This is a genomic window from Schaalia sp. Marseille-Q2122, assembly GCF_903645355.1.
Taxonomy (GTDB): Bacteria; Actinomycetota; Actinomycetes; order Actinomycetales; family Actinomycetaceae; genus Pauljensenia.
The window spans coordinates 270740-294260 of record NZ_CAHJXR010000002.1 but is presented as its reverse complement, the minus strand read 5'-3'; the positions used below and the strand labels follow the sequence as shown (position 1 = coordinate 294260).

General features: G+C 60.4%; 16 protein-coding genes. 5 read left to right on the top strand and 11 right to left on the bottom strand.

The genetic code is table 11. From position 1 onward, the window contains the following. Nucleotides 1-157: 157 nt before the first annotated feature. On the top strand, nucleotides 158-2158 hold the full coding sequence (locus tag HWX48_RS02235; RefSeq protein WP_175954197.1) for a S9 family peptidase: 2001 nt from the start codon (nucleotides 158-160) through the stop codon (nucleotides 2156-2158). A 168-nt stretch (nucleotides 2159-2326) separates the two neighbouring features. Here the strand turns inward: HWX48_RS02235 and HWX48_RS02230 are convergent, their stop codons facing one another. From HWX48_RS02230 to HWX48_RS02210, 5 genes are all read right to left on the bottom strand, one after another. Beyond that, the gene (locus HWX48_RS02230) at nucleotides 2327-6778 is read right to left on the bottom strand and encodes a glycoside hydrolase N-terminal domain-containing protein (RefSeq protein ID WP_175954195.1); all 4452 of its coding nucleotides are present in this window, start codon (nucleotides 6776-6778) and stop codon (nucleotides 2327-2329) included. A 311-nt stretch (nucleotides 6779-7089) separates the two neighbouring features. Then, nucleotides 7090-9774 carry an aconitate hydratase AcnA gene (acnA, locus tag HWX48_RS02225; protein ID WP_175954193.1) on the bottom strand — a complete coding sequence of 895 codons (2685 nt, stop codon included), beginning with the start codon at nucleotides 9772-9774 and terminating at the stop codon, nucleotides 7090-7092. Nucleotides 9775-9918: 144 nt separating this feature from the next. Next, nucleotides 9919-10467, bottom strand: a complete 549-nt coding sequence (locus HWX48_RS02220) for an adenylate kinase (RefSeq protein ID WP_175954191.1) — start codon at nucleotides 10465-10467, stop codon at nucleotides 9919-9921. 84 nt (nucleotides 10468-10551) lie between these two features. Beyond that, nucleotides 10552-11973 carry a class I SAM-dependent RNA methyltransferase gene (locus tag HWX48_RS02215; RefSeq protein ID WP_175954189.1) on the bottom strand — a complete coding sequence of 474 codons (1422 nt, stop codon included), beginning with the start codon at nucleotides 11971-11973 and terminating at the stop codon, nucleotides 10552-10554. After that, nucleotides 11970-14012, bottom strand: coding sequence for an APC family permease (locus HWX48_RS02210; RefSeq protein ID WP_175954187.1), 2043 nt, complete (start codon nucleotides 14010-14012; stop codon nucleotides 11970-11972). Before HWX48_RS02210 ends, HWX48_RS02215 begins: the two co-directional genes overlap by 4 nt. 140 nt (nucleotides 14013-14152) lie before the next feature. On the opposite strand from HWX48_RS02210, the gene HWX48_RS02205 reads away from it, so the two are divergent. Beyond that, nucleotides 14153-14803 (top strand): TrkA family potassium uptake protein, encoded by a 651-nt coding sequence (locus HWX48_RS02205; RefSeq protein ID WP_175954375.1) that lies wholly within the window; start codon nucleotides 14153-14155, stop codon nucleotides 14801-14803. A gap of 5 nt (nucleotides 14804-14808) precedes the next feature. Beyond that, nucleotides 14809-15507: a TrkA family potassium uptake protein gene (locus tag HWX48_RS02200; RefSeq protein WP_175954185.1), complete on the top strand. Its 699-nt coding sequence runs from the start codon at nucleotides 14809-14811 to the stop codon at nucleotides 15505-15507. Between the two features lie 165 nt (nucleotides 15508-15672). Here HWX48_RS02200 and HWX48_RS02195 read toward each other — a convergent pair whose 3' ends face one another. The 4 genes from HWX48_RS02195 to HWX48_RS02180 all read right to left on the bottom strand — a co-directional run bounded on the left by HWX48_RS02195 (nucleotide 15673) and on the right by HWX48_RS02180 (nucleotide 17841). Continuing rightward, nucleotides 15673-16392, bottom strand: a complete 720-nt coding sequence (locus tag HWX48_RS02195; protein ID WP_175954183.1) for a DUF3159 domain-containing protein — start codon at nucleotides 16390-16392, stop codon at nucleotides 15673-15675. 100 nt (nucleotides 16393-16492) lie between these two features. Further along, nucleotides 16493-16888 carry a DNA-binding protein gene (locus HWX48_RS02190; protein ID WP_254872916.1) on the bottom strand — a complete coding sequence of 132 codons (396 nt, stop codon included), beginning with the start codon at nucleotides 16886-16888 and terminating at the stop codon, nucleotides 16493-16495. Next, the gene (locus HWX48_RS02185) at nucleotides 16878-17477 is read right to left on the bottom strand and encodes a DUF3710 domain-containing protein (RefSeq protein WP_175954181.1); all 600 of its coding nucleotides are present in this window, start codon (nucleotides 17475-17477) and stop codon (nucleotides 16878-16880) included. The genes HWX48_RS02190 and HWX48_RS02185 overlap by 11 nt, the downstream gene beginning before the upstream one ends. Nucleotides 17478-17538: 61 nt before the next feature. Further along, nucleotides 17539-17841, bottom strand: coding sequence for a DUF4193 domain-containing protein (locus HWX48_RS02180; RefSeq protein WP_124867742.1), 303 nt, complete (start codon nucleotides 17839-17841; stop codon nucleotides 17539-17541). Nucleotides 17842-18044: 203 nt separating this feature from the next. On the opposite strand from HWX48_RS02180, the gene sepH reads away from it, so the two are divergent. After that, a complete protein-coding gene (gene sepH / locus HWX48_RS02175; protein WP_175954179.1) occupies nucleotides 18045-19208 on the top strand; it encodes a septation protein SepH in 1164 nt (387 codons plus the stop codon). A gap of 13 nt (nucleotides 19209-19221) precedes the next feature. On the opposite strand, the gene HWX48_RS02170 is transcribed toward sepH, so the two are convergent. Both HWX48_RS02170 and HWX48_RS02165 read right to left on the bottom strand, forming a co-directional pair. Further along, nucleotides 19222-20340, bottom strand: coding sequence for an alkaline phosphatase family protein (locus HWX48_RS02170; RefSeq protein ID WP_175954177.1), 1119 nt, complete (start codon nucleotides 20338-20340; stop codon nucleotides 19222-19224). Further along, nucleotides 20333-20872 (bottom strand): DUF5998 family protein, encoded by a 540-nt coding sequence (locus tag HWX48_RS02165; protein ID WP_175954175.1) that lies wholly within the window; start codon nucleotides 20870-20872, stop codon nucleotides 20333-20335. The genes HWX48_RS02170 and HWX48_RS02165 overlap by 8 nt, the downstream gene beginning before the upstream one ends. A 69-nt stretch (nucleotides 20873-20941) precedes the next feature. Between HWX48_RS02165 and HWX48_RS02160 the strand changes: the two genes are divergently transcribed. Further along, entirely contained in the window at nucleotides 20942-23470 is a 2529-nt protein-coding gene (locus HWX48_RS02160) for a DNA topoisomerase (ATP-hydrolyzing) subunit A (RefSeq protein WP_254872915.1), read from the top strand. Nucleotides 23471-23521: the final 51 nt, after the last annotated feature.

The window sequence follows — 23521 nt, the reverse complement described above, 5'->3', positions numbered from 1 at the left end:
AGGCCCAAACGCACATTAGCGGTATTCACGACGCGAATCACCCTACGGATGTGACCACATCGAGACTGGATCCTCCCTCCTGAGCGCGCCAAGCATTAGCATGGATGGGGAGGCCCGCCCTCCTCTATCGCAGTCTTCGGAAAAGAGGTTCCCTCTCATGGCTCCGGTCGTCGCTCCCTATGGTGAATGGACTTCTCCTGTCACTGTTGACTCATTCACGGCGCGTTCCGTGACCCTTGCTCAGGTACGTGTTGATGGACCAGACACCTACTGGGTCGAAGGCCACCCCAAGGACGATGGACGCAATGTCCTCCTCCGGCGTAATTCCCTCGGTCAGACCACCGAGGTCCTCCCCATGATCGACGGCATCCGCCTGCCCGACGTGCGCACCCGCGTCCACGAATACGGGGGCCGCGCCTACGCCGTCGTCAACGGCATGATCATCTTTTCTGACGGTTTTGACGGCCGCGTCTACCGCTACGACACAGAGGTCTCCGGCGGTATCCTCCGTCCCCTCACCCCCCTTGATAATCGACGCTACGGCGATTTTGAGTGCGACGACACGCGAGGACTGGTCTACGCCGTCTGCGAGGATCACTCCGTCGGTGAGGAGCCTGTCAATAGCCTCGTAGCCATCCCCCTTGATGGTTCCGCCAGCCGCGACGCTTCCTCCATCGAAACGGTTTTCGAGGGCACGGATTTCGTCTCCGCCCCCACCCTGTCCCCTGATGGCACCAAACTCGCCTGGATCACGTGGGACCATCCACATATGCCATGGACGCAGTCGGCGCTGCATGTCGGCGACCTCGGCTTCGGCGGGCAGATTCGCCACCAGCTCAGCATCATCGACCGAACAGATGTCTGCGTCTACGAACCACGATGGACCCTTGATGGCGACCTTATTCATGTTGATGATTCCTCAGGCTGGGCAAACCTCTACCGCACAGAAGGCTTCACCTGGGTAGAAGGCGATGATGATCAGACGTGGGCCACTCGCCTGCGCACTCGTCCCCTGCGCCCTGGCCCCCGGGCCTTCTCCCACCCGCACTGGGCACTGGGCCTTCACTCCTTTGACAACTTTGACCATGAGCAACTCATCTGCTCCTGGGCAGAAAACCACACCTGGCACTTGGGGACGGTCCGCTTGGACAATGGCCTCACCGAGGAATGGCCCACCGGCTGGTGGCCGATCGGTAACGTCGCCTCCACTGACGAGCGCGTCGTATTCCTTGCCGATTCCGCCACTCACGCCCCCGCTATCGTCGAGGTAAAGAACGGCACCACCCGAGTGATCCGTCCCTCCTCTGAGGCAGAGATTGACCCCGGACTTGTGTCGCGGGCACAGATCATCAGCTGGGATACGCGCGATGGAGAGAAGGCCCATGGCTTCTACTACCCTCCGGTCAATCCCGAGTTCACTGCCCCCGAGGGCGACCTGCCTCCCCTCATTGTCAACGTCCACGGCGGCCCCACCACAGCAGCCCGACCGGGCCTTGCCGTCCCCCTGCAATATTGGACGAGCCGCGGTTTCGCGGTGCTTGACGTCAACTATCGGGGCTCTACCGGCGCCGGGCGCGCCTACCGCGAACGTCTCACGGGACAGTGGGGCGTGCTCGATGTTGCTGACTGCGCCGACGGCGCTCAGTACCTCATCGCTCAGGGCCTCGTTGATCCTGCCAGAGTGGCAATTCGCGGAGCATCCGCTGGTGGCTTCACGACGCTGGCAGCTCTCGCCACCACCGATGTCTTCACCGCTGGCGTGTCCCGCTACGGCATCGCTGATCTTAAACTCCTCGCTCAGGAGACCCATAAGTTTGAGTCGCACTACGCCTACCGCCTCGTCGGTTCAAATGACCTCAATGACCCCGTGTGGGAAGAGCGCTCTCCCCTGAGCCACATCGATCGCATTACCGCTCCCCTGCTGCTCCTCCAAGGCGAGAAGGACCGCGTCGTGCCCCCCTCCCAGGCCCGCGCCATGCGTGATGCCCTGGCAGCAAAGGGACGAGCTGTGGCAACAGTATTCTTCCCCGATGAAGCCCACGGCTTCACAAGGGCACCAAATATTCAGGTGTCCTGGGCAGCTGAGCTCGGCTTCTACGGCCAGGTGTGGGCGTTGACTACCGATGGCGGTATGGATGTGGAGATCCTTAACCTGTAGGCCATACTCTCTGCCGCGATGATCGGCGATCTCCTGGGGGTCATTGCTCATAAGCATGACCCCCAGTTCTCTGTGCGAAATAGCTTCAGGGCCGTTCCCTGCTGGGAACGGCCCTGAAGTGGATCAGAATGAATTCTCTTCAAAGAGAGAAGAGATCCTCACCTGAATCTATGCGGTCTCTTCAACACGGCTACGACGGAGGAAGAAGACACCTGCGCCACCAAAGCCAAGGGCAAGGAGAAGCACTCCACTAGCCCAGCCGGTCAAGGCCAGCTTCGACGAAGCTCCGGACTTGGAACCATCCTTCTTCGCGGAGCCCTTGTCCTTGGCGTTGTCACCGCCATTGGGCTTGCCGCCTTGGTCCGCACCGGGCTTCTTCCCGCCCTGGTCGTCGCCACCGGGCTTCTTCCCGCCCTGGTCGTCGCCACCGGGCTTGTTCCCACCCTGGTCACTTCCGCCAGGAGTAGTGCCGCCATTGTCACCCGGCTGAGCGGCAACCTTCACGGGAAGGCGAGCGGCAACGCCCTCGCCGGACAGGACGACGATATGGTGATCCCCAGCGCTCACTGTCGCAGGGAGAACGGCCTCGACATTCAAAGTGCCGCCAGCATCCGAGAGCGCTTCACCCAGATCAATCGGATCGGAGTGCAACTGAACCTTGTACAGGGTCAACGGCTGCAGACCAGTCACTGTGAAACGCACCGTGTTCCCCGCAACGAAGGGAGCTTCCTCATCGACCTCAAGAGCCGGAGTCTCCGGTTCGGGATCGCTCGGTTGCGGCAGGATCGGCGTGTCCACCTTGGTGCGCGTCTCCACGCTCGCGGCTTCCGAACGATTACCCGCGAAGTCAACGGCCACAACACTGAAGGTGTAGGCAGTATCAGCGGCGAGTTCTTCGAAGGTTGCGGTCAACTCAGTGGTCGTCAGCGTCTTGTCCGCACCGGTCACCTCGTAGTGCTTCACACCCAAAGCATCCTCAGCGGCATTCCAGGTGAGGACGACGCTAGAGGTAGCAGGGTCAGCAACAAGGTTCGCCACCGTTGACGGCGCCACACTGTCGCGCGCCAAAGCGTCAAGGGCATCCTTGAGGCCGTCAGTGGTGAGCGCCACTTCGTCAGCAGTAACTTGCTCAGCATTCATCACGAGCACAGCCATGGCACGTGCCTCTTCAACAGCGGCCAAGGTCTCAGGCGTGTAGATCTTCGGATCCAGATCCATTCCTGCCAGGCGCTGGAGCTGATCCTGCAAAGGAGTGCGATCCACACCGGGAACAACGATCTCGAAGAAATCGAGCTCGATCTTTCGACCACCATTCGTTGGAGACACGGTGATCGTGTGCTCGCCGTACTCCAGCTCGGTGAACTCAACGAGCTTTTGCTGGTGCAGATCGGAGGCAGTACTAGTCTGAGCGGTCTTGCAATTCTCTTCACCCACGCAGGCCTTGATATCAGCCAGCGTATTGCTCGGGTGGTTATTGATATTGCCGTAAACAGCCACGCTGGAGCCAGTGAAGGTCAGAGTTGCTGTGGCCCTGGGACCCTGAGAGAAATGCAGGGTGGTCTTATGGTTACGGCTATCGGTGTTGTAGGTACCCCACCTACCGGAGTACTTCACGGAAGGATCCGCGTCGTCAATCTGACGTGTAGCGGTCCGGCCGGAGATGATCGTGACATCGAAACTTGCCTTCACCGTTGGATCATCGGCGAGGGCAACGTCGATCCTGACCGTGCCCTCATCGACCACAGAGGTCACCACACCATTGTTAACGGTGGCAATCTCCGGATTGCTTGACTGCCAGGTCAAAGCTGGGACACTTCCGTCGGTCAGGCGACCATCACGGACCTTCGCACGCAGGGTCAGGGTCTTATCCTTGCCACCAATGACGTGTGCGCCGGTGACAGACTCGACACTCACGCTCCGAATGCCAGAAATGGTGTAGGTCTTTCCAGTTTCAGTGGGGAAGGTGATGTGGCTGTCGTCAAGGACGGTGATGGGCACCTCTGTCCCCTCAGCATCGTGGACAATGGCGCCACGAGCACCAGCAATGGCGAGCGTTGCTGGAATGCCCGAGCCGGAGGTCAGACGGACCTCGGTCACGGAATGATCCGCCCAGTCAATATCGATGCCGAAGTTACCGCGCGCACGCAGTCCCTTCACGCTGCCGCTCGCCCACACATCAGGCAGTGCGGGAAGGACATTGATGTAGTTCACATGTGCCTTCTGCTCCGAATCCACGAAGGTGGAGTTGGACTGCATGAGCATCTCATTGACTGCGGAGCTGTAGCCGAAGTTACCGTCAATCTGGAACGGTGGGTGCGTGTCAAAGAGATTCGCGTAGATCGAGCTGGCGAAGAGACTACGGATAATGCGGTGGACGCGGTTTCCATCGCCCGTTCGAGCCCAGGCGTTCAAACGCTGTGCGATACCCCAGCCGGTGGCAGAGTCGGTACGCTCGTTGAGCGAGACCTTCGCAGCATCCATGAAGGTGGGATCGTCAACCGTGATCAAGTCACCGGGGAAGAGACCCAGCAGGTGCGACATGTGGCGGTGTGGGCTTTGGAAACTGTCGACTCGGCGCCCGTCCTTCCACTTGCCCAGTGCTCCCTCGTCGTACCATTCCTTGATCTGGTTATCAGTGCCGACAACGACTGGCTTGAGCAAGGACAGCGCGCAGCTCCACGAGCGGTTAGCGTCGGCGTTAACGAAGGCGCCCGCACGGGCCCAATCTCGGTTCCAGTTCGCCGTCGCGCAACCCTCGAGGTTACCCACCTTGTCGCCGTCACGATCAAGAACCTTCGCTGAATGGATCGTGTCGTTGAACAGCTGCCAAATAAGCATTTGTTCATAGGTGTTGCCTGCGGTCACGGGACCATGTTCTGGCGAGTAGGCAGGGGCGGAGGCCAAGCGTTCCACGCCGTATGCGTCACGGGTCGGCATCAAGATCTTGGAGATGTAGAAGTCAGATTGTTCCTTCATCAAGGGGTAGATGCGGGAACCCAAGAGCTCGGTATCCAAGGAGTACTCGTAGGCGTCATAAACGTTTTGCAACATCCACGGAACACCTGCCGGGGACCATCCCCATTTGAAGTTATAGCCAGGTGCGGTCCAACCGTAGGGGGTGGTTTCAGTGTGTGCGGAGAAGCCTGAACCCTCTGATCCGTCAGTACCAAAGTAGACCTTTGCTGTCTCGCGGCCGGGCTTGACCAGGCCTTCGATGTAGCGAATCATCGGGTCTGCTGACTCGTACAGGTTGGCCGCGTAGGTCGGCCAGTAGTTCATCTGCAGATTCACGTTGAGGTGGTAGTCGGACTTCCAGTCCGCTTCCGGTCCGGTGTCGCTATTTCGACGTTGCCACACGCCCTGAAGGTTCGCGGGAAGCTGTGAATCTTCACGAGAAGATCCGACAGTCATATACCGTCCGTACTGGTACAGCAGTGTTTCCAGGGTGCGTTCTTCAGCAGATGTCGCCTGGCCACGCTTGTAACGCTCAAGGAGCTCATCGGTTGGCCGAGCGTTGTCCCATCCCAGGTTGAGCTGGACACGGTCCATCAGGGCTTGGTGATCGTTCACGTGCTCAGACTTAATGGTGTCCCAACCAGCAGCGACAGCCTTAGCCAAGACGGTGTTGACCTGCGCGTCGAGGGCCTCTTCTGATTGGCCTGTGCGGTAGGCGGGGAACTCGTACTTAAAGTCGGTTGCGGCGCTCAAATAGATAACTGCCGAGGCGCCGCCCTTGACCTGGAAGGAGTCCTCATCATTGGTGATGGTTGACCCGTCGGCGACAACAGCGACCTTCGAGTTGTACTTGAGATCGTTGTTGTGGAGGGCGCCCTTCGTGGTCATCACATTGTTGGCGAAGGCGATGGTTTCACGGTTCCGGCGCGTGTCACCGCTGCTGGGGAAGGCGATATCCAGGTCCAAGCCCTCAGCCCGGTTGGTGGAGATACGCATCGCGAGGACATTATGCGGGTGAGAGACGAACATTTCACGTTCGTAGGTGGCGCCGCCGTTTTGGAAACTCACCGATGCGATGCCGGTGCGCAGATTGAGATCACGACGGTAGTTCTCTCCTTGTGGAGCAGCGCCCAGTTTGTGATCAATGAGCAGTTCACCCCAGGCTTGGTAGGCGCCTTGCTGAACACGACGTGTTCCTGTGGGAGAGCCGTCGGCTCCTCGCTTCACACCCGTGAGACTACGGCGAGCGAGTTCAGCAGCCTCAGCATTGTTTCCTTCTTCGAAGAGCCTTTGCACATCGCGCAGGGCTTCACCATTGCGGCCCTTGGATACATCGTTGCCCCAGCTGTAGGTCGGATCGGAACCCGGACCACCGGTCCAGAGGGTCTTCTCGTTAATGACGAGACGTTCACGCCCGATTTCACCGTAAATGGTGGCCCCGAGGTCGCCATTGCCGATGGGCAAGGTTGTCTGCTGCCATTCCTTGTCGGTATCTTCGTGCCCGCCATGGTACATGCGAGTCTGCGACGCTGGTTGCCTGTACCACAGGATCGGTTCCTGCGCTGTTTGGGCATCGGCGCCAGGGTCAGCATGCGCAATGGGGGCGCCTGCCAACACCAGAGCCGCTGCCGCAAGAAATGCTGCAGGTGCTGTTCTTATTCGCATAAGGGGCTCACTTCCTCGTGACTACCTCGTATGTCTTTCTTCAGGATGAGCATTCCACAACGAGCGCTCCACGTTAACGTTAACGAATTCATCACGGTGGTCACAAATCCGTCCGCATCCTCACACAGGGTTGAACAAACGTCCAGACTCTGCTCACTTTTTTGCCAGGTGGCACGCAGTTTAATTTCTCAATTAGCGCTGAAGAAAAACGACCGTTATGAAGGGATTGATGCCTCCTCCGCTGCGCAGAAGGCCCCTGGAGCACTTCCGGTGACGGAGCACTCCAGGGGCCTTAGCTCAACAGCTCCCCTTTATTGGGCAGCCAACTGACGCAGCACGTACTGCAAGATACCGCCATTGCGGTAATAATCAGCCTCGCCGGGCGTATCGATGCGAAGCACGGCGTCGAACTCGATGGGCGCCTTGCCCTCTGCGATCGCAACCACGCGGAGGGTCTTGGGAGTCACGCCCTCGTTGAGCGCTTCAATACCGGTGATCTCGATGACCTCTTCACCGGTCAGCCCCAGGGAATTGCGGTCCTCCCCTGCTGGGAATTGCAGGGGCAGAACGCCCATACCGATAAGGTTCGAGCGGTGGATACGCTCAAAACTCTCGGCGATGACGGCGCGCACGCCCAGCAACGAAGTGCCCTTAGCTGCCCAGTCACGCGAGGAACCCGAGCCATACTCCTTACCGCCAAGGACGATCAGCGGAGTGCCCGCAGCGATGTAGTTCTGCGCGGCATCGTACACGGTGGAGGTCGGCCCACCCTCAAGGGTGAAGTCGCGGGTGAAGCCACCCTCAACACCGGGAACGATCTCGTTACGAATGCGGATATTGGCGAAGGTGCCGCGGATCATGACCTCATGGTTGCCGCGGCGGGAACCATAGGAGTTGAAGTCGCGTTGAACCACGCCATTATCCAACAGGTAGCAGCCCGCAGGGGTTTCAGGCTTAAAGGAACCAGCCGGAGAGATATGGTCGGTGGTCACCGAGTCCCCAAGCTTGAGCAGCACACGTGCAGCATGAATGTCAGTCACGGGATCGGGGGTCATGGTCATGCCCTCGAAGTACGGGGGCTTGCGCACATAGGTCGACGCCTCATCCCAGCTGAAGGTATCGCCTTCCGGGGTGTCCAGACCCTGCCAGCGCTCATCCCCGGCGAAGACATTGTCATAGTCCTTTTCGAACATCGAGCGATCCAGGGTGGAGTCGATGGTTGCCTGCACCTCTTGCGCGGAGGGCCAGATGTCGCGCAAGAACACGTCGTTGCCGCTCTCATCCTGACCAAGAGGATCAGTCTCGAAATCGAAATTCATCGTGCCGGCCAGGGCGTAGGCGATGACCAGAGGCGGAGATGCCAGGTAGTTCATCTTCACATCGGGGTTAATGCGGCCCTCGAAGTTACGGTTACCGGAAAGGACCGACACAACAGCCAGATCGTTGGCGTTGACGGCCTCGGATACGGGTGCAGGCAGAGGGCCGGAGTTACCGATGCAGGTAGCGCAGCCGTAACCGACCAGGTGGAAGCCCAGGGCTTCGAGAGCGGGCCAGAGCCCTGCCTTCTCGTAGTAGTCCGTGACCACCTTCGAGCCAGGTGCCATTGAAGTCTTCACCCAGGGCTTGGCGCTCAGGCCGCGCTCGACGGCATTGCGCGCCAGTAGACCGGCAGCGAGCATGACCGAGGGGTTAGAGGTGTTCGTGCAGGAGGTGATGGAGGCGATGGCGACGTCCCCGTGGTTGAGGCGGGTGACGGTGCCGTCTTCAAGGGTGACGGGCACGTCCTCGCGGGGGCCGCCGGGAGCGTAGGTGCCGATGACCTCGTTGAACGAGGCCTTCGCGGCGCTGAGTTCGATGCGGTCCTGCGGGCGCTTGGGGCCGGCAATGGAGGGGACCACGGTGGATAGGTCAAGTTCGAGGTACTCAGAGTAGGCGACCTCGCGGGAGGGATCGTGCCACAGGCCCTGTTCCTTGGCGTAGGCCTCGACGAGGGCGATGGATTCTTCGGAGCGGCCGGTTAAGCGCAGGTAGTCGAGGGTGACCTCGTCGATGGGGAACATGGCGGCCGTCGAGCCGAACTCGGGCGACATATTGCCGATGGTGGCGCGGTTTGCCAGGGGTACCTTGCCCACGCCTTCGCCGTAGAACTCAACGAACTTGCCAACCACGCCGTGTTGACGCAGCATCTGGGTGATGGTGAGGACGACGTCGGTGGCGGTGGCGCCGGAGGGGATCGAGCCTGACAGTTTGAAGCCAACAACGGGCGGGATGAGCATGGAGACGGGCTGGCCGAGCATGGCGGCCTCGGCCTCGATGCCCCCAACACCCCAGCCGAGCACGCCCAGGCCATTGACCATGGTGGTGTGAGAGTCGGTGCCGACGCAGGTGTCGGGGTAGGCGGTGACGGAGCCGTCCTCTTCAGTCTTGGTGAAGACTGTGCGGGCGAGGTATTCGATATTGACCTGGTGGACGATGCCGGTGCCCGGGGGGACGACGCGGAAGTTTTCGAAGGCTCCCTGTCCCCAGCGTAGGAATTGGTAGCGCTCGTTATTGCGCTCGTATTCGCGCTCAACATTGCGTTCGAAGGCGTCAGGGCGGCCAAAGACGTCGATCTGCACGGAGTGGTCGATGACCATTTCAGCGGGTGCGAGGGGGTTAATGCGGGTGGGGTCGCCACCGAGGTCTGCCACGGCTTCACGCATGGTGGCGAGGTCAACAATGCAGGGGACGCCGGTGAAGTCCTGCATGACCACGCGGGCGGGGGTGAATTGGATTTCGGTGTCGGGCTCGGCGGTGGGATCCCACTGGGCGAGGGCGCGGATTTGGTCAGCGGTGACGTTGGCACCATCCTCGGTGCGCAGCAGGTTCTCTGCCAGGACCTTGAGGGAATAGGGCAGTTTCGTGAGCCCTTCGAGGGCGTCAAGGCGGTAGACGGTGTAGTCCGAGCCGTCGACGGTGAGGGTGGACCGTGCGCCAAAGGAGTTCAAGGATGTCATTGGAACCTCCAAGGGATGAACTGTGTCGGCTGCGTTCTGACAGGCAGCCAGAAAATATCTTGACATCAAGATATTACATGACACCCTGTCAGCGCCACCACTTTCACGAAGTGTCCACTACGTTGCCCACCACCGACCACTACATCACGGTTCAGGAGGGAGCATCAAACTCTTCTCTACCCGATCAAAAAGCGAATCGTAGTCGCCATCAATCACGCAATAGTTCACCTGATGTTTCTGAGCACACTCACGGACACGCGCGTTGTCCCTCAAAACCGACTCCAGAGTGCACCACGCGTCATCGACACGGTTTTCAATCACCCGCGCATAGGCCTTGATGTCAGCAAAATGCTCCCTCACATGGCGTCCACTCATCACCAGACAGACGTACCTGATGTGCTCCAGGTATTCGCGCTCAAATGCCTTTGACCAGTCGAAAGGAATGTAACATCCCTCCACAATAAGGTTCTGCTGGTTCTCCACTGCGGTCTTGACGATCTCACACACAATCGGCCATAAGTATTGCGTAAGCTCCTCATCACCACTCATCGAGGTCAAGTGCGTCTGGCCACTACGTATGAGACCCATCTTAAGGTGATCAATAGAAAGGTAGGGAAAAGCATACTTTTCCATCAGTCTTTGAGAGAGTGCAGTCTTACCTGTGTGGGATGCGCCCGCTACCAGGATGATCATACCGTTGAATCTCCGACTTCTACTTGTTGTACTCAGCCAACCCTCTCCTGAGCGCGATCTCCCATGCACGCAGGAGTCTGTTACTCAACGCCGATTCAACGCAGCAACAAACTCAACGTGGTGCGTATGCGGGAACAAATCCCAGGCTCGAAGCGACTCCAACTCGTAGCCAGACTCCGTGAGTACACGCAGATCACGGGCTCCTGCAGCCGGGTCGCAGGACACCAACACCACACGAGCAGCCTCGGAATCAGCAATACGTGCGCACACCTCACGGCCAGCGCCCGTGCGTGGAGGATCACATACCAGCACATCAGGAGCCGAACCCAGTTCACCCACGAGATCCGTTACCGCACCCTCATCCACAGCTCCAACGAAAGTGTCGACCGTGCCGTAGGCTGCGCAATTTGCCGTTGCATCAGCAACCGCGTCCTCGGCCCCTTCGACGCTCACCACGCGGCCCTTCTCCCCCACCTGGGATGCCAGAACCTGTGTAAACAGGCCTGCGCCAGAGTAGAGTTCGGCCACTTTCTCTCCCCCACAAAGCCCGGCGGCATCGCTTACCGCCTGAGCAAGTACCTGAGCGCCCTCGCGGTGGGTTTGCCAGAAACCATCCATACGCACTCGATAATCGAAAGTCTGCTCGTTGACCTCAATACGCCAGTGGCAGGTATCGTCCTCAAGCATCTGACGCTCAGCATCGAAGAGCCCCTGCGGGGTGCGCACCAGGACGCGATTATCTCCGGTGTTACTGGCCACCACGCGAATACGATCCTTCGGCGACCACAGGTGACGCCACGGAGAATCCGGACCAAAAAGCCCCACATCGACAATCTCCTCCACCGCCAAAGGCATATCCTTCAACGGCAAGACCACCCGATCGCGGAAACGATGCATTCCAGCATTACTGTCCTGATTCGCCACCAGCTCAATGCGGGAACGACGGTGCAACAGCGGATCACCAGCCGCAGTATCACCCGGGGCTGCCTGCACACGCACGCCACCAATATCGCTCACAGCATCAGCCAAAGCTTCGCCGCCAATCCGGCGAATCTGACCGCGCAGCACATCAGCCTTCCACCGGCGCTGAGCCTCCGGGGCGACATGAGCGAGCTCCCCTCCACCCACGCCATTGTGGCCAGCCTGCGGCCACACCGACGGCACACGATCTTCCGAGGCAGAAAGGACCTCTATAGCATCAGCCCACGCCAGGCTCTTCTGGGTGGCCGTCACCTGAGCAATCACCCTTTCGCCCGGCAAAGCGTGGCGAACGAACACCACACGCCCATTATCATCGCGAGCCACGCAGGCACCGCCATGAGCGGGCTCGCCCACGAGAAGTTCCAGCGTTTCCTTCGGAGGACGAGGGCGCGAGGAACGCTGCGCCGAACGCGCGCCCTTCTTCGCACCGCCCTTCGAAGTTCCCTTCACGGAACTGCGCTGGCCACCACGACCAGAGGCCGACTGCCCCTGAGAGGAGCGAGAGGGACGACGGGAAGGAGTCATCGGGGATCTTCTTTCTCGACAACTCGCGTCGTCGCTTCTGAGCGTTCATTACTGGGGAAAGGATCATTCACCAACTGCCGGCCTTCCACCTGATCGTCCTCGCCTAACTTCCACGGGACGGTGGTGATAACAACGCCGGGGATATGCAGCAAAGCACGGCGCAAGCGTACAGCAGTCTGATTGTGCAAGATATTCTGCCACCAGCGGCGCACGAGGAAAGCTGGCAGATACACGATAACCAGTTCGTTGGGGCGGCGCCGCCGCAAGGCGCGCACATGAGTTTCCACCACGTGCGTAATATCGCGGTACGGAGAGTACAACAGCGTCAGCGGGGTGGGCAGGCCAGATTCTTCCCATTCCCGGCGCACCAGCTCTTCTTCAGTTTCGTCGGCAACCACCGACACCAGTTCCAAGGACGAGGGCGCCGACGCGCGGGCAGTCGACACCGCACGCATCGTGGGTCGGGCGAAGTTCGACACCAACACAATGGCGTGAACACGGGTGGGGAGCGCGCGTTGCATATTCCAATCCTCCACCCTCAGATCGGCCCGCACCTGATCATAGTGGCTGCGAATCAGGCGCTGAACAATGAAGACACTAACCATCATCACCAGCGTAATCCACGCCCCCTGGCCAAACTTTGTCACCAAGACAACCATCAAGACAGAGCCGGTCATCATGAAGCCGATAATATTCACCGCACGAGAACGCAGGACCATACCCCGTTCCGTGCCCGTCTGGCGGGTGCGCAGCTGGCGGTTCCAATGCCGGATCATGCCCAGCTGGGACAGGGTAAAGGAGATGAACACGCCAACAACGTAGAGCTGGATGAGGCGCGTCACCTCAGCATCGAAGGCAATGATTAACGCAACCGCGCTGCACGCAAGGACGATGATGCCATTCGAGAACGCCAGGCGGTCGCCTCGCTTATGGAGCTGGCGGGGAAGGAAGGAATCGCGTGACAGCACCGAGGCCAGCGTGGGGAAGCCATTGAAGGCGGTGTTCGCTGCCAGGACGAGGATCGCTCCCGTGACCACAGTGATGACCAGGAAGAGGATGCTGCCGTCACCAAAAATCGTCGCCGCCAGCTGACCAATCGCCGGAGCGAGGACGACCTCTTCACCGACCGGCACACCATCCACCAGGAGTTGCGCCTGCGGGTCCTCGACAAGGACCAGGCCAGTGGCCTTGGACAGGATGAGGATTGACATCATCATGACCGCAGCAATACCACCGAGTAACGCCAAAGTAGTTGCCGCATTCTTCGACTTCGGCGGAGCAAAAGAAGGAACGCCATTGGAGATGGCTTCCACTCCGGTCAAGGCCGCACACCCCGATGAGAAGGCGCGCATCATGAGGAATGCCCCGCCTAAACCAACGATTCCATCCACATGCGTGGGATCGGCAACAACCTCGTAGTGCGCCGAGTCAGCGAGGGCAAGGCTTCCCGTGAAGAGCTGATAGAAGCCGGCCACAATGAGCACCCCGATAGCCAGCATGTAGATGTAAGTGGGGATAGCGAAAGCCGCACCTGCTTCGCGCATCCCCCGCAGATTCAGCAGCGTAAGAATGACGATGAGGCCAACGGCGATCGTCACCTCATGGCCGGCGAAAGTCGGGAGCGCGGCGGTGATATAGCGCGAACCAGCAGAGATCGACACGGCGACAGTGAGGATGTAGTCAACCAGGAGTGCCGAAGCGACCACCAGCCCCCAGTTGTGACCAAGGTTGGTGGTGACCACCTCGTAGTCGCCGCCGCCCGAGGGATAGGCGTGCACCGTTTGACGGTAGGACAAGACAACCACTGCCAGCACTGCCACCACTGCCACCCCCACCCACAGGGAGTGGTAGCCAGCAAGGCCGCCAGCCAAAGCAAGGGTGAGCAGCACCTCATCGGGGGCGTAGGCCACCGACGACAGCGCGTCGGACGCAAAAACCGGTAACGCCAGTTTCTTGGGAAGAAGCTGGTGTCCGAGTGCCTCAGAACGAATAGGCCGTCCGATCAGGACTCTTTTGACGCGGTCATAACTGTCACGCACGAGCGTCCAGCGTAGTCCTTTCGTCAGGGAAGTAAAACCCGGATGCACAAACGCCCCGCATAGATCCCCTGGAACTGCATCGGTCCAAGTACACAAGCGCCGAAATGGGGAGTAGCGTTGTGACTGTGCATTTCATTGTGATGGGGTGCGGGCGCGTTGGCGCCCTCTTGGCCACCCAATTAGATTCTGATGGTCACTCCGTCGCCGTCATTGACGCCGACCCGAAGGCCTTCCGCCGCCTCCCCAGCGATTTTTCGGGGCGGAAAGTCACCGGCCAGGGAATGGACCGCGATATCCTCCGCAAGGCGGGTATTAAAGAGGCCTACGCCTTCGCGGCCGTCTCCAACGGCGACAACTCCAATATCATTGCCGCCCGCGTGGCTCGTGAAACCTTCGGTGTTGAACGAGTCGTTGCCCGTATCTACGACCCGACCCGCGCCTTTGTCTACGAGCGTCTAGGCATCCCCACGGTCGCAACCGTTCGCCGTACCTCCGAAGCGGTCCTGCGCTGGATGATGCCCCGCAATGCGCATGTGGCGTGGAGCCACCCCGCTGGCAATGTGTCGCTTGTGGCCGTCATGCCCGTCCCCTCCTGGTATGGGCTGGCATTCACGACCGTCGAGGCCCTTGCCGGGAGCCGTATCGCTTTCGTCTCGCGTCTGGGAGCGCTCCAGGTCGCTACCCCTGACCTGGTCATCCAAGAAGATGACGAACTCTTCTTCGCTGAATCAGGTGTGGATTCGACGCGCCTGCGTAATCTCCTGACTTCCCCGCCTGAGCTCGAGGATTGATCCCCATGCGCATTGTTATTGCCGGAGCTGGCTCCGTCGGACGCTTCGTTGCCAAAGAGTTGCTTTCTCACGACCACAACGTCACCTTGATCGATAACCACCCTGAAAAACTGCAGGTGTCGGCTGTTGTCGACGCCGACTGGGTGCTCGCTGACGCGTGTTCTCCTGATTCCCTTGCCGACGCGGGGGTTCGCGAGGCCGACGTCCTCGTCGCAGCGACAGGTGATGACAAGGCCAATCTCGTCATCTCTTTGCTGGCGAAGACAGAGTTTGGTGTCCCCCGTGTGGTGGCACGCCTCAATAATCCCAAGAATGAGTGGCTTTTTGATGCCTCCTGGGGTGTCGATGTTGCGGTGTCAACGCCGCGTATTATGACCGCCCTCGTAGAAGAGGCGATTAGCATCGGCCAGCCAGTCAAGCTCTTCTCTTTCAATACCGCTGACGTTTCCATGTACGCCATCGTCTTACCCCACCGCTCCCCCATAGTGGGTAAGCGCGTAGCCGATGTGGATCTTCCTGCTCAAACGGTGCTCACTGCATTGCTTCGCGATGGTCGTCCAATTCGTCCCGATGACGATAACGTGTTCAGTGCCGGTGATGAGCTCTTGCTGCTGGTGCCCGATAAGCACGCAGGGGTCATGGCGACGCTCGCCGCTGAGATTGAGGCACCCGCCGAGCTCGTTGAATCCCTCATCGAGGAGTAAGGCGTAACGGCCCACCTGTAGTGTGAGGCCGTTCAATGGAGGCCGCCCCAACACACCCAGGAGCGAAAGAATCAGGCGTACCTGTGCGACTAAGCTGCAGGAACGCCTGGGAGGATACGGTCAGACATGCCAGGGAAGGCCAGTCTGAGAGAACTCCCCCGGCGTTTAGTCTGCCTCTGTGTGCGCTGGCTCAGGCGCAGCCCCCTCAGCAGACCCTTTGACGGAAGGCTGCTCCTTGCCATACCGGCTGGCAAAGGGGCGCAATCCCATCCACGTCAGCCACACCAGTGGCGCAAAGAGGGGAATGCCCAAGATGAGCTTGGCGACGGCAAGAGCCTCGAGCATGGCAAACCACCACAGGGGCAGTTGGACCGCGAAACGGATGAGGAATAACAATGCCCACGCCCAGGTTAGCTGCACGCTGCGACGGTACAGGGGCGCATGCGCAGGGTCGGTCATCCACCCGGAGGGAAGCTTCCACGCCACCGCGCACCCCAGGGCGATCACAGGCTTCCTCGCGATGAGCGAGACGAGGATGATCGTGAAGAAGAAGGCCGCATTAATGAGGCCCCCGACGAAGTAGTTTTCCTCTCGGCCTGTTGCCAGCGCCCAAGCCACGCCAATCGCAACCCCGATAAAGCCTGAAAGCGCCTGGGTGATGGGCTGACGGGCGAGCACGCGAACAATGCAAAAGACGAGGGCGACAGCGCTTGCGGCAGCTGCCGTCAGCCACAGATTCGAACTCGCAGTGAAGACCGCGACGAACACGAGAACCGGCAGCGCCGATTCAACGATGCCGCGCCATCCCCCCACTGCGCTCTTCCACGAGAAATCCTCAGAGCGCAACTGGTTAAAGGCACCGCCAAAGGATGTTGGTTCGGACATGGTGCTCCAATTTCGAGAGGGATTCGGGCGGGATGAACAACAATTAGACCACCGGACTTGCAGGACAAGCAGGTGGCGGCCCGGTAGTACAGGGCCGGAATTACTGGACGTGGGGAAGAATGCGGTAGAGGGGATTCATGATCACCATGTGGTCCCCTTGGGGGGTGGCCGTTCCTTCAACCTCAAGGTGTAAACCTACTCGAATCCCGGGGATATCTCGGCGCCCCAGCCAACGCAACTCCACCGTACCGGTGCCGTCGTAAAGGATGGCATTGAGCTGAGCGGGCCGACCGATCGCCGAATAGGTCATCGACTGTACAACACCCGACAGACACACTTTTTCACGGGCAGCGACCTCGGCAATGGGGGTCGTCCCCCGTGCGCCACGCAGAGCAGCCTCATCCTCGGCTTCCAGTCGCGTCCGCAGATCGGTCCGCGCGGCCCCGAAGGAAAAGAGCCTCGCGACGGCCTGGAACCAAGGGTGCCTATGAGGCATCGGGAACCTGCGGTGCTTGTTGCGCGAAGGAAACCGGCAGGATCTCAAGGCGTGCGCGGGGTTCGCCCCCGCGAACAACGACAATGCGGTCAATGAGTCTTTCGAACTCCGCCCCTGCCTGGGGGTCAACGGCCGCCTGTCCCAGCATCTTGATGCGAGACACCCACCGAGGGCCCTCATGTCCGATTTCACGCACATAGGTCTGCCCCTGACCACCGTCGGGCATGGTCACCGGGATGGTCACGAGGTGTTCAACACCGTAGCGCGTGGCCTTCTCCTCGACCTGGGCACCGTGTTGGAGGGCGAGCTCACGCAGGCTCTGGCGCATGCTGTCCCACACTCCGCCGGATTTAGGGGCCGCATAGGCTTCGATTTCCACCAAGGAAGTACCGATCACGAGTCGAATACCTGCGGCAACGCCCTGGTTCAGCGGTCCCAAAGGCTCAACACGCATACCGTGCACGGCAGGGATCCTCAGTGCCCCATGGTCAAGGTAGCCCAGCGACGAGTCCACTTCCTCAGCGGAACGCGGCCCAGGCTCATCCCAGATAGGGTGCTCGTCGGCGAGGGTCGGCAGAGTGACCGTCACTTCCTCACTGCGGGTTTCTACCGGCGCGGACGCGCGCTTTTTCCGGCCAAACATCAGTGAATCAGCCAGCGCACTCGGTGCACACTGGCAGGCCTGCTGCACTCATGTGGTCAAGCTGGGATGCGTGATGGACCAAGAAGCATTCCGAACAGGTGAACTCATCTTCCTGGCGGGGCACCACGTGAACGGTGAGTTCTTCCTTAGAAAGGTCAGCGCCGGGAAGTTCATAGCTCTCAGCGGCCTCATTTTCGTCCTCATCGACGTTTGAGGAACCAACATCGTTGCGGCGCGCCTTGAGTTCCTCGATTGAGTCCTCTGCAACATCGTCATCGTTCTTGCGCGGGGCATCGTAGTCAGTTGCCACGGTCTTTCCTCCTTGCTGTCGAGCGCTAGCGCTCGGGCGTTGGGCGCTCCTCACAATGAGAGGCGCTTGCGGTGGGAGGATAGCACTTGCGAGGCCCCATCGTCATGTCATGTCGTGCGCGTTTTGGGACACGCGGTCTAAAGTCGAGCAGGACGGGTGGGAATCTGTCACGATCATTGTGTTGAGTGATGGAGGGCGAGCGCATGATTGAACTCGAGCTTTTAGGTATTGGCGCAGATAGCGAGACCTTAGTCTTCAGTGACGCTCACGGTGAACGCTACTGCGTACCCATCACCGACGAGCTGCGCGCCAGCGTCCGCAGAGACCGCCCCAAGATTGAAGCCATCACCTCGACCCAGCGCAGCTTGCGCCCGCGCGAGATCCAGGCGCTTCTGCGCTCAGGCCTTTCCGCTGAGGAGATCGCAGCCGAGCACGGCATGGATGTTCTCTACATCCAGCGTTTCGAAGCCCCCGTTGAGGCCGAGAAGAATTACGCCCTTAACCGTGCGCTGAACTTCCGGATAGGCGGCACCGCCGATGGCCCCATCATGGGTGAACTCGTCGTTGATCGTCTGGCAGCACGAGGAGTCTCCCCCCGATCCCTCACATGGTCCGCCCGCCGCGATGTTGACGGCCCGTGGGAGATCGTCGTGACCTTCGTGCAGGGCGCCAACGAGCACTCCGCTTCCTGGCACGTTGATACGGCCAGCGCTCACCTCGAAGCCATTGACCAGGAGGCGCGCTGGTTGACGGAGACCGTCACCGCCGCCCCCACGCAGGCGATCTTCACCCCCGCTACCCCAACCGGCGAGGTTGCCACCGAGTCTGAAGAAGAGCTGCAGGCGCGCGATGCCCTCATCGATCAGCTCAACGCAGCGCGAGGTCGGCGCGTTGAGGTGGAGATCGATACGGAGGACACTGCCGATGAGTTCGCGGCACTCTTCGGTGAAGAGGCCCCGCCTCAGCCCGCCCCGCCGCCGTCGATTTCTGCACGCATCTACTCCATCGCCCAATCACGCACCAAGACATCAATACCAGCTCTTGACTCGCCAGAGGCGCCCGCTAAGAACCCCCTCTCGCCCAGGAGCAGCTCCGGGCAAGAGGCAGTATCTTCACCCTCCGCTGAGCCCACAGACGCGGCTCCAGGTGCGCCTACTGAAGCCGCCTCCGAGCCCGCCACCGCATCCGCCTCGTCCGACGCCGCGACGGCTCACGGTGCTGACACACGCGCCCAAGCAGACGTTCAAGACTCCCTGCTGCCCGGCATGGAAGGGGTTGAAGCACAACAACCCACCGGGAAGAAACGTCGTAAGCGTCGCTCCGTACCCAGCTGGGACGAGATCGTCTTCGGATCAAAACCCCAGTAGGGGGAACAGCGTCCTAGTTCAGACGCATGACAGGGATGAGCATCTCATCCTCCGTCAGTGACCCGTGGACGCCGACGAGCCCAATTGCGCCCGGCGTTTGAATGCGAGAATCAACAACGCCATAGCGTTCAGCCATAAACACCACCGCATCCCCCACGAGATCACAGCCCGGTCCCTCACCAAGGAACTGCCGGGCCTCCTGAGGGCTCATCACCCACGCCCTCTCGCCAAGGTAGTCCGCCCAGCGTTGCCGCACTTCTTCGCCACACCCAGGCTGAGCGTGGACGTGAATGGACCGAGTCTCACCGGCAATAATCCGCACGCCTTCAGACAACGCCGGATGGGACGCACAATCAAAAAGGGTTGAGGGGGAGACATCAATCATGCCGTGATCGGCTGTGAGTGTCGCCATGACGCCGCGTGGGAGACGCGCCAAGAGGCTACGCAACCCCGCGTCGAATTCTTCAAGCGCAGCCGTCCACTCAGGCGACTCCACACCATGCACATGGCCGGTGTGATCAATCTCAGACCAGTAGAGATACACCAGAGGCGTACCCGCCCGTAGTTCGCGGATCGCCGCGTCGATACGCGCATCCAAAGAAACCGCACCAAGATGTCGAGAACCTCGCAGGGCAGCACGAGTGAGGCCAGAGTAGGCAAACTGCGGCGGAGAAATCACCGCAGCCTCCACCCCCGCGCGGGCTAGCCTCTCAAAATGAGTCTCGCAGGGCTGCCACTGCTCGGGGTCAACGTCCTCCTCAAAAGCCAGGAGATTCATGACGCCCTCACCGTGGGCAACGGAATAGCCCACCATCCGGGTCTGGCCCGGCATACACCCCGTCCCAAAGGCCGTGATACCCGCCGCTGTGGTGGAGGGAATGACAGTGTGAGCGCACACAGTCTCCTCCCGGTGTGCGCGCAGCACAGGAGCGTGCCCGATCCGTCGCTGCAAGGGCAGGTAGCCCAGACCATCAACGAAAATCACAAGCATCTGCCCGGCTGCAGGTACGCCCAAACGCTGGGCGGCCCGCGCGTCAGCGCCGGGAAGCGAAGGATCGAGGGCAGCGATGCACGCCCCCAAGACCTGCGTCAGACGCGGAGAATCAGCCTCAGGCAGACACCACTTAGCCATGAGTGCTATCCATCAGCGCGGAAAGCACATCAACGAACTCCTCAGCCTGAGCGAGGGCATCAAGGCCATCTGCCGCAGCCGACACTCGAATCGTTAGATCGTCGGGGATGGAAGAAATCGTGAAACCATGATCAGCAACGCACTCAGGGTCCTCACATTGCAAGGTCTCCACATCACCTCGTCGGGCAGACCCCAGATTCACGGCAATCGTAATCTCCGTGACCGCACCCCCCTGCCTCTCAGGGGAGGTCACCTGCTCCATGTAGGACATTCCCCGAATCGCCCGCAGAGGATGAATGGCAGAAGCGACCGTCGCGCCACCGTCTTCAAGCTCGTCAACATGCAGTTGAACGAGGCTCCCCGTCGACACAGCAACGACATTGAGATGCCGGAAGAGCGACCCGTGATCGAAGCCCGCATCGAGCTGTAATAACAAGGCGAGGAGTTCCTTCCCACCAAGGGCGCGACGCAAGGAGCGCGTCACAAGCTCAGGGTAAAAACCCAACTCTTCAATGTGTGTCCACGTTTTCATGCTCATAATTGTGCATTGCTGCGGCGTGGGAGTCGATACGACATGGCCTTTATAGGGACAATAGTGCCCATGCGTGATGTGGAAATGATGATGCCGCTGACCGATGACACCGGCAATGAAAACATCTCAGAGATCGATGTCTCCGATGAGATGCGAGGCTCCTTCCTCGAATACGCATACTCCGTCATCTACACCCGCGCACTGCCCGACGCCCGCGACGGCCTCAAACCCGTTCAACGGCGCATCCTCTACCAGATGGACCAGATGGGCCTGTCTCCAGAGAAAGGCCACGTCAAGTCCCAGCGCGTGGTGGGCGAAGTCATGGGTAAACTCCACCCGCACGGCGACTCCGCCATCTACGACGCCCTCGTGCGCCTCGCCCAAGACTTCAACCTGCGCGTTCCCCTCATCGACGGGCACGGTAACTTCGGTTCCCTCGACGACGGGCCGGCGGCTGCACGCTACACCGAAGCACGCCTTGCTACCTCAGCGCTTGACCTCGTGACCGACCTTGACCAAGACGTTGTCGACTTCGTCCCCAACTACGACAACCAATTCATGCAGCCCGAGGTCCTGCCCGCCGCCTTCCCCCAACTCCTCGTCAATGGCGCTTCGGGCATCGCTGTAGGCATGGCAACCAATATCGCTCCGCATAACCTCGCTGAAACGATCGCAGCTTCCTGCCACCTCATGGACAACCCCGAGGCCACCGTTGAAGACCTCATGCGTTTCGTGCCTGGCCCAGACCTTCCCTGTGGCGGAGTCATAGTCGGTTTGGATGGAGTGAAAGAGGCCTACGAAACTGGCCGCGGTAAATTCCGCACCCGCGCCAAGGTTGCCATCGAACGCATCACTGCCCGCAAAATGGGTCTTGTCATCACAGAGCTCCCCTACATGGTGGGGCCGGAAAAGGTGATCGAGAAGATTAAGGAGAATGTCTCGGCTGGTCGCCTCAAAGGCATTTCTAACGTTCAAAACCTCACCGACCGTCACCACGGCCTGCGCCTCGTTGTGGAGGTGAAGAACGGCTTTAACCCCGAGGCTGTCCTCCAACAGCTCTACCAGCGCACCCCCCTGGAAGAATCCTTCGCGATTAACGCGGTGGCCCTGGTCAACGGTCAGCCCCAGACCCTTGGACTCAAGCAGATGCTCCAGGTCTTTATCGACCATCGCGTGAGCGTCACCCGCCGCCGCAGCCAGTTCCGCCTCACGCAGTACGCTGAACGCCTGCACCTGGTTGAGGGCCTCTTGATCGCCGTCCTTGACATTGACGACGTCATCGCGATTATCCGTTCCTCCGATGATGCCGCATCAGCACGCGAACGATTGATGGTGGCCTTTGACCTGTCTGAGCGGCAAGCAAACCACATTCTTGAACTCCGCCTGCGTCGCCTGACGAAATTTTCTCGCCTGGAGCTGGAAAACGAAGCCTCTGACCTACGGGCAAAGATTGCTGAGCTTGAGGAGATCCTCGGCTCCGATATTCTTCTTCGTGACCTTGTGAAAGAAGAAATGAATGAGGTTTCCGCTCGTCTGGGAACGCCGCGTCGCACCCTCTTGCTCACCGCCGCTGGAGGCGATGCCTCCGTCGCCGCCCTTCCTGGTGGCACTCTGGCAGCTTCAGGCAAATCAAATGCCGGCGTTGATGCTGGCATTGCGCTCGCAGCGGCCCTGCCTGAGACGAATACCCGGAGTAAGGGCCTCGATCTGGAAATCGCTGACGATCCCTGTGTGGTCGTCTTATCAGCCTCAGGAGGCCTTGCCCGCGTCGCTGAGGGTGAGCCTCTTGAACCTGGACCGCGTGCCGCTCACGATGGCTGGATCGCGCAACTGTCCACCAGCGTGCGCTCACAAATCGCAGTCGTTACCGGCGACGGTGTGGCTCATCGCGTGGAGGTCGTTGACCTGCCCGCCCTTCCCCGCTTTGAGACGGGCCTGTCCTTCGCGGCAGCCGTACCCGCCGGCATGCTCGTCCACTCCGACTCCCCCGCTGTGGGCCTTCTCGACCCCAACGCCGACACCATCATGGCCATGGGGACCCGCCAAGGCGTCGTCAAGCGCCTGCGTCCAGACGTTCTCGCACGCGACGAGTGGGAGGTCATCGCCCTCGACGCGGGCGACGCCCTCGTTGGCTTTGGCCCCTGCGCAGACAACGCCGACCTGTTCTTCGTCTCCACAGACGCGCAGCTACTCCGCACCCCTGCGGCGAAGGTTCGCCCGCAGGGGCGTACCGCCGGCGGCATGGCGGGCATGAAGCTCTCCTCCGGCGCTGAAGCCCTCGGCTTTTGGATCGTTGACACACCTGACGAGGCAGTCGTCGTCACCGTCGCAGCCGCTGCAGGTGCCCTTCCGGGAACGGGACAGACCACGGTGAAGGTCACGCCCGTGTCTGAATTCCCTGTCAAGGGCCGCGGCGGTCAGGGCGTGCGCGCCCAGCGTTTCTTACGAGGTGAGGATCGCCTCGACCTTGCGTGGGTGGGCCCTGCGCCTGCTCGAGCAGCTGATGCTCACGGTATGCCCGTCGCCCTACCCGAGATTGACATGCGGCGTGACGGTTCAGGCTCCGGCCTGCTCCACGCTATCGCGACCATCGGCTAAGGCAATCACCGCGCTCTGCGCCTGCCTCCGGGAGGGGGCGGGACGACACCT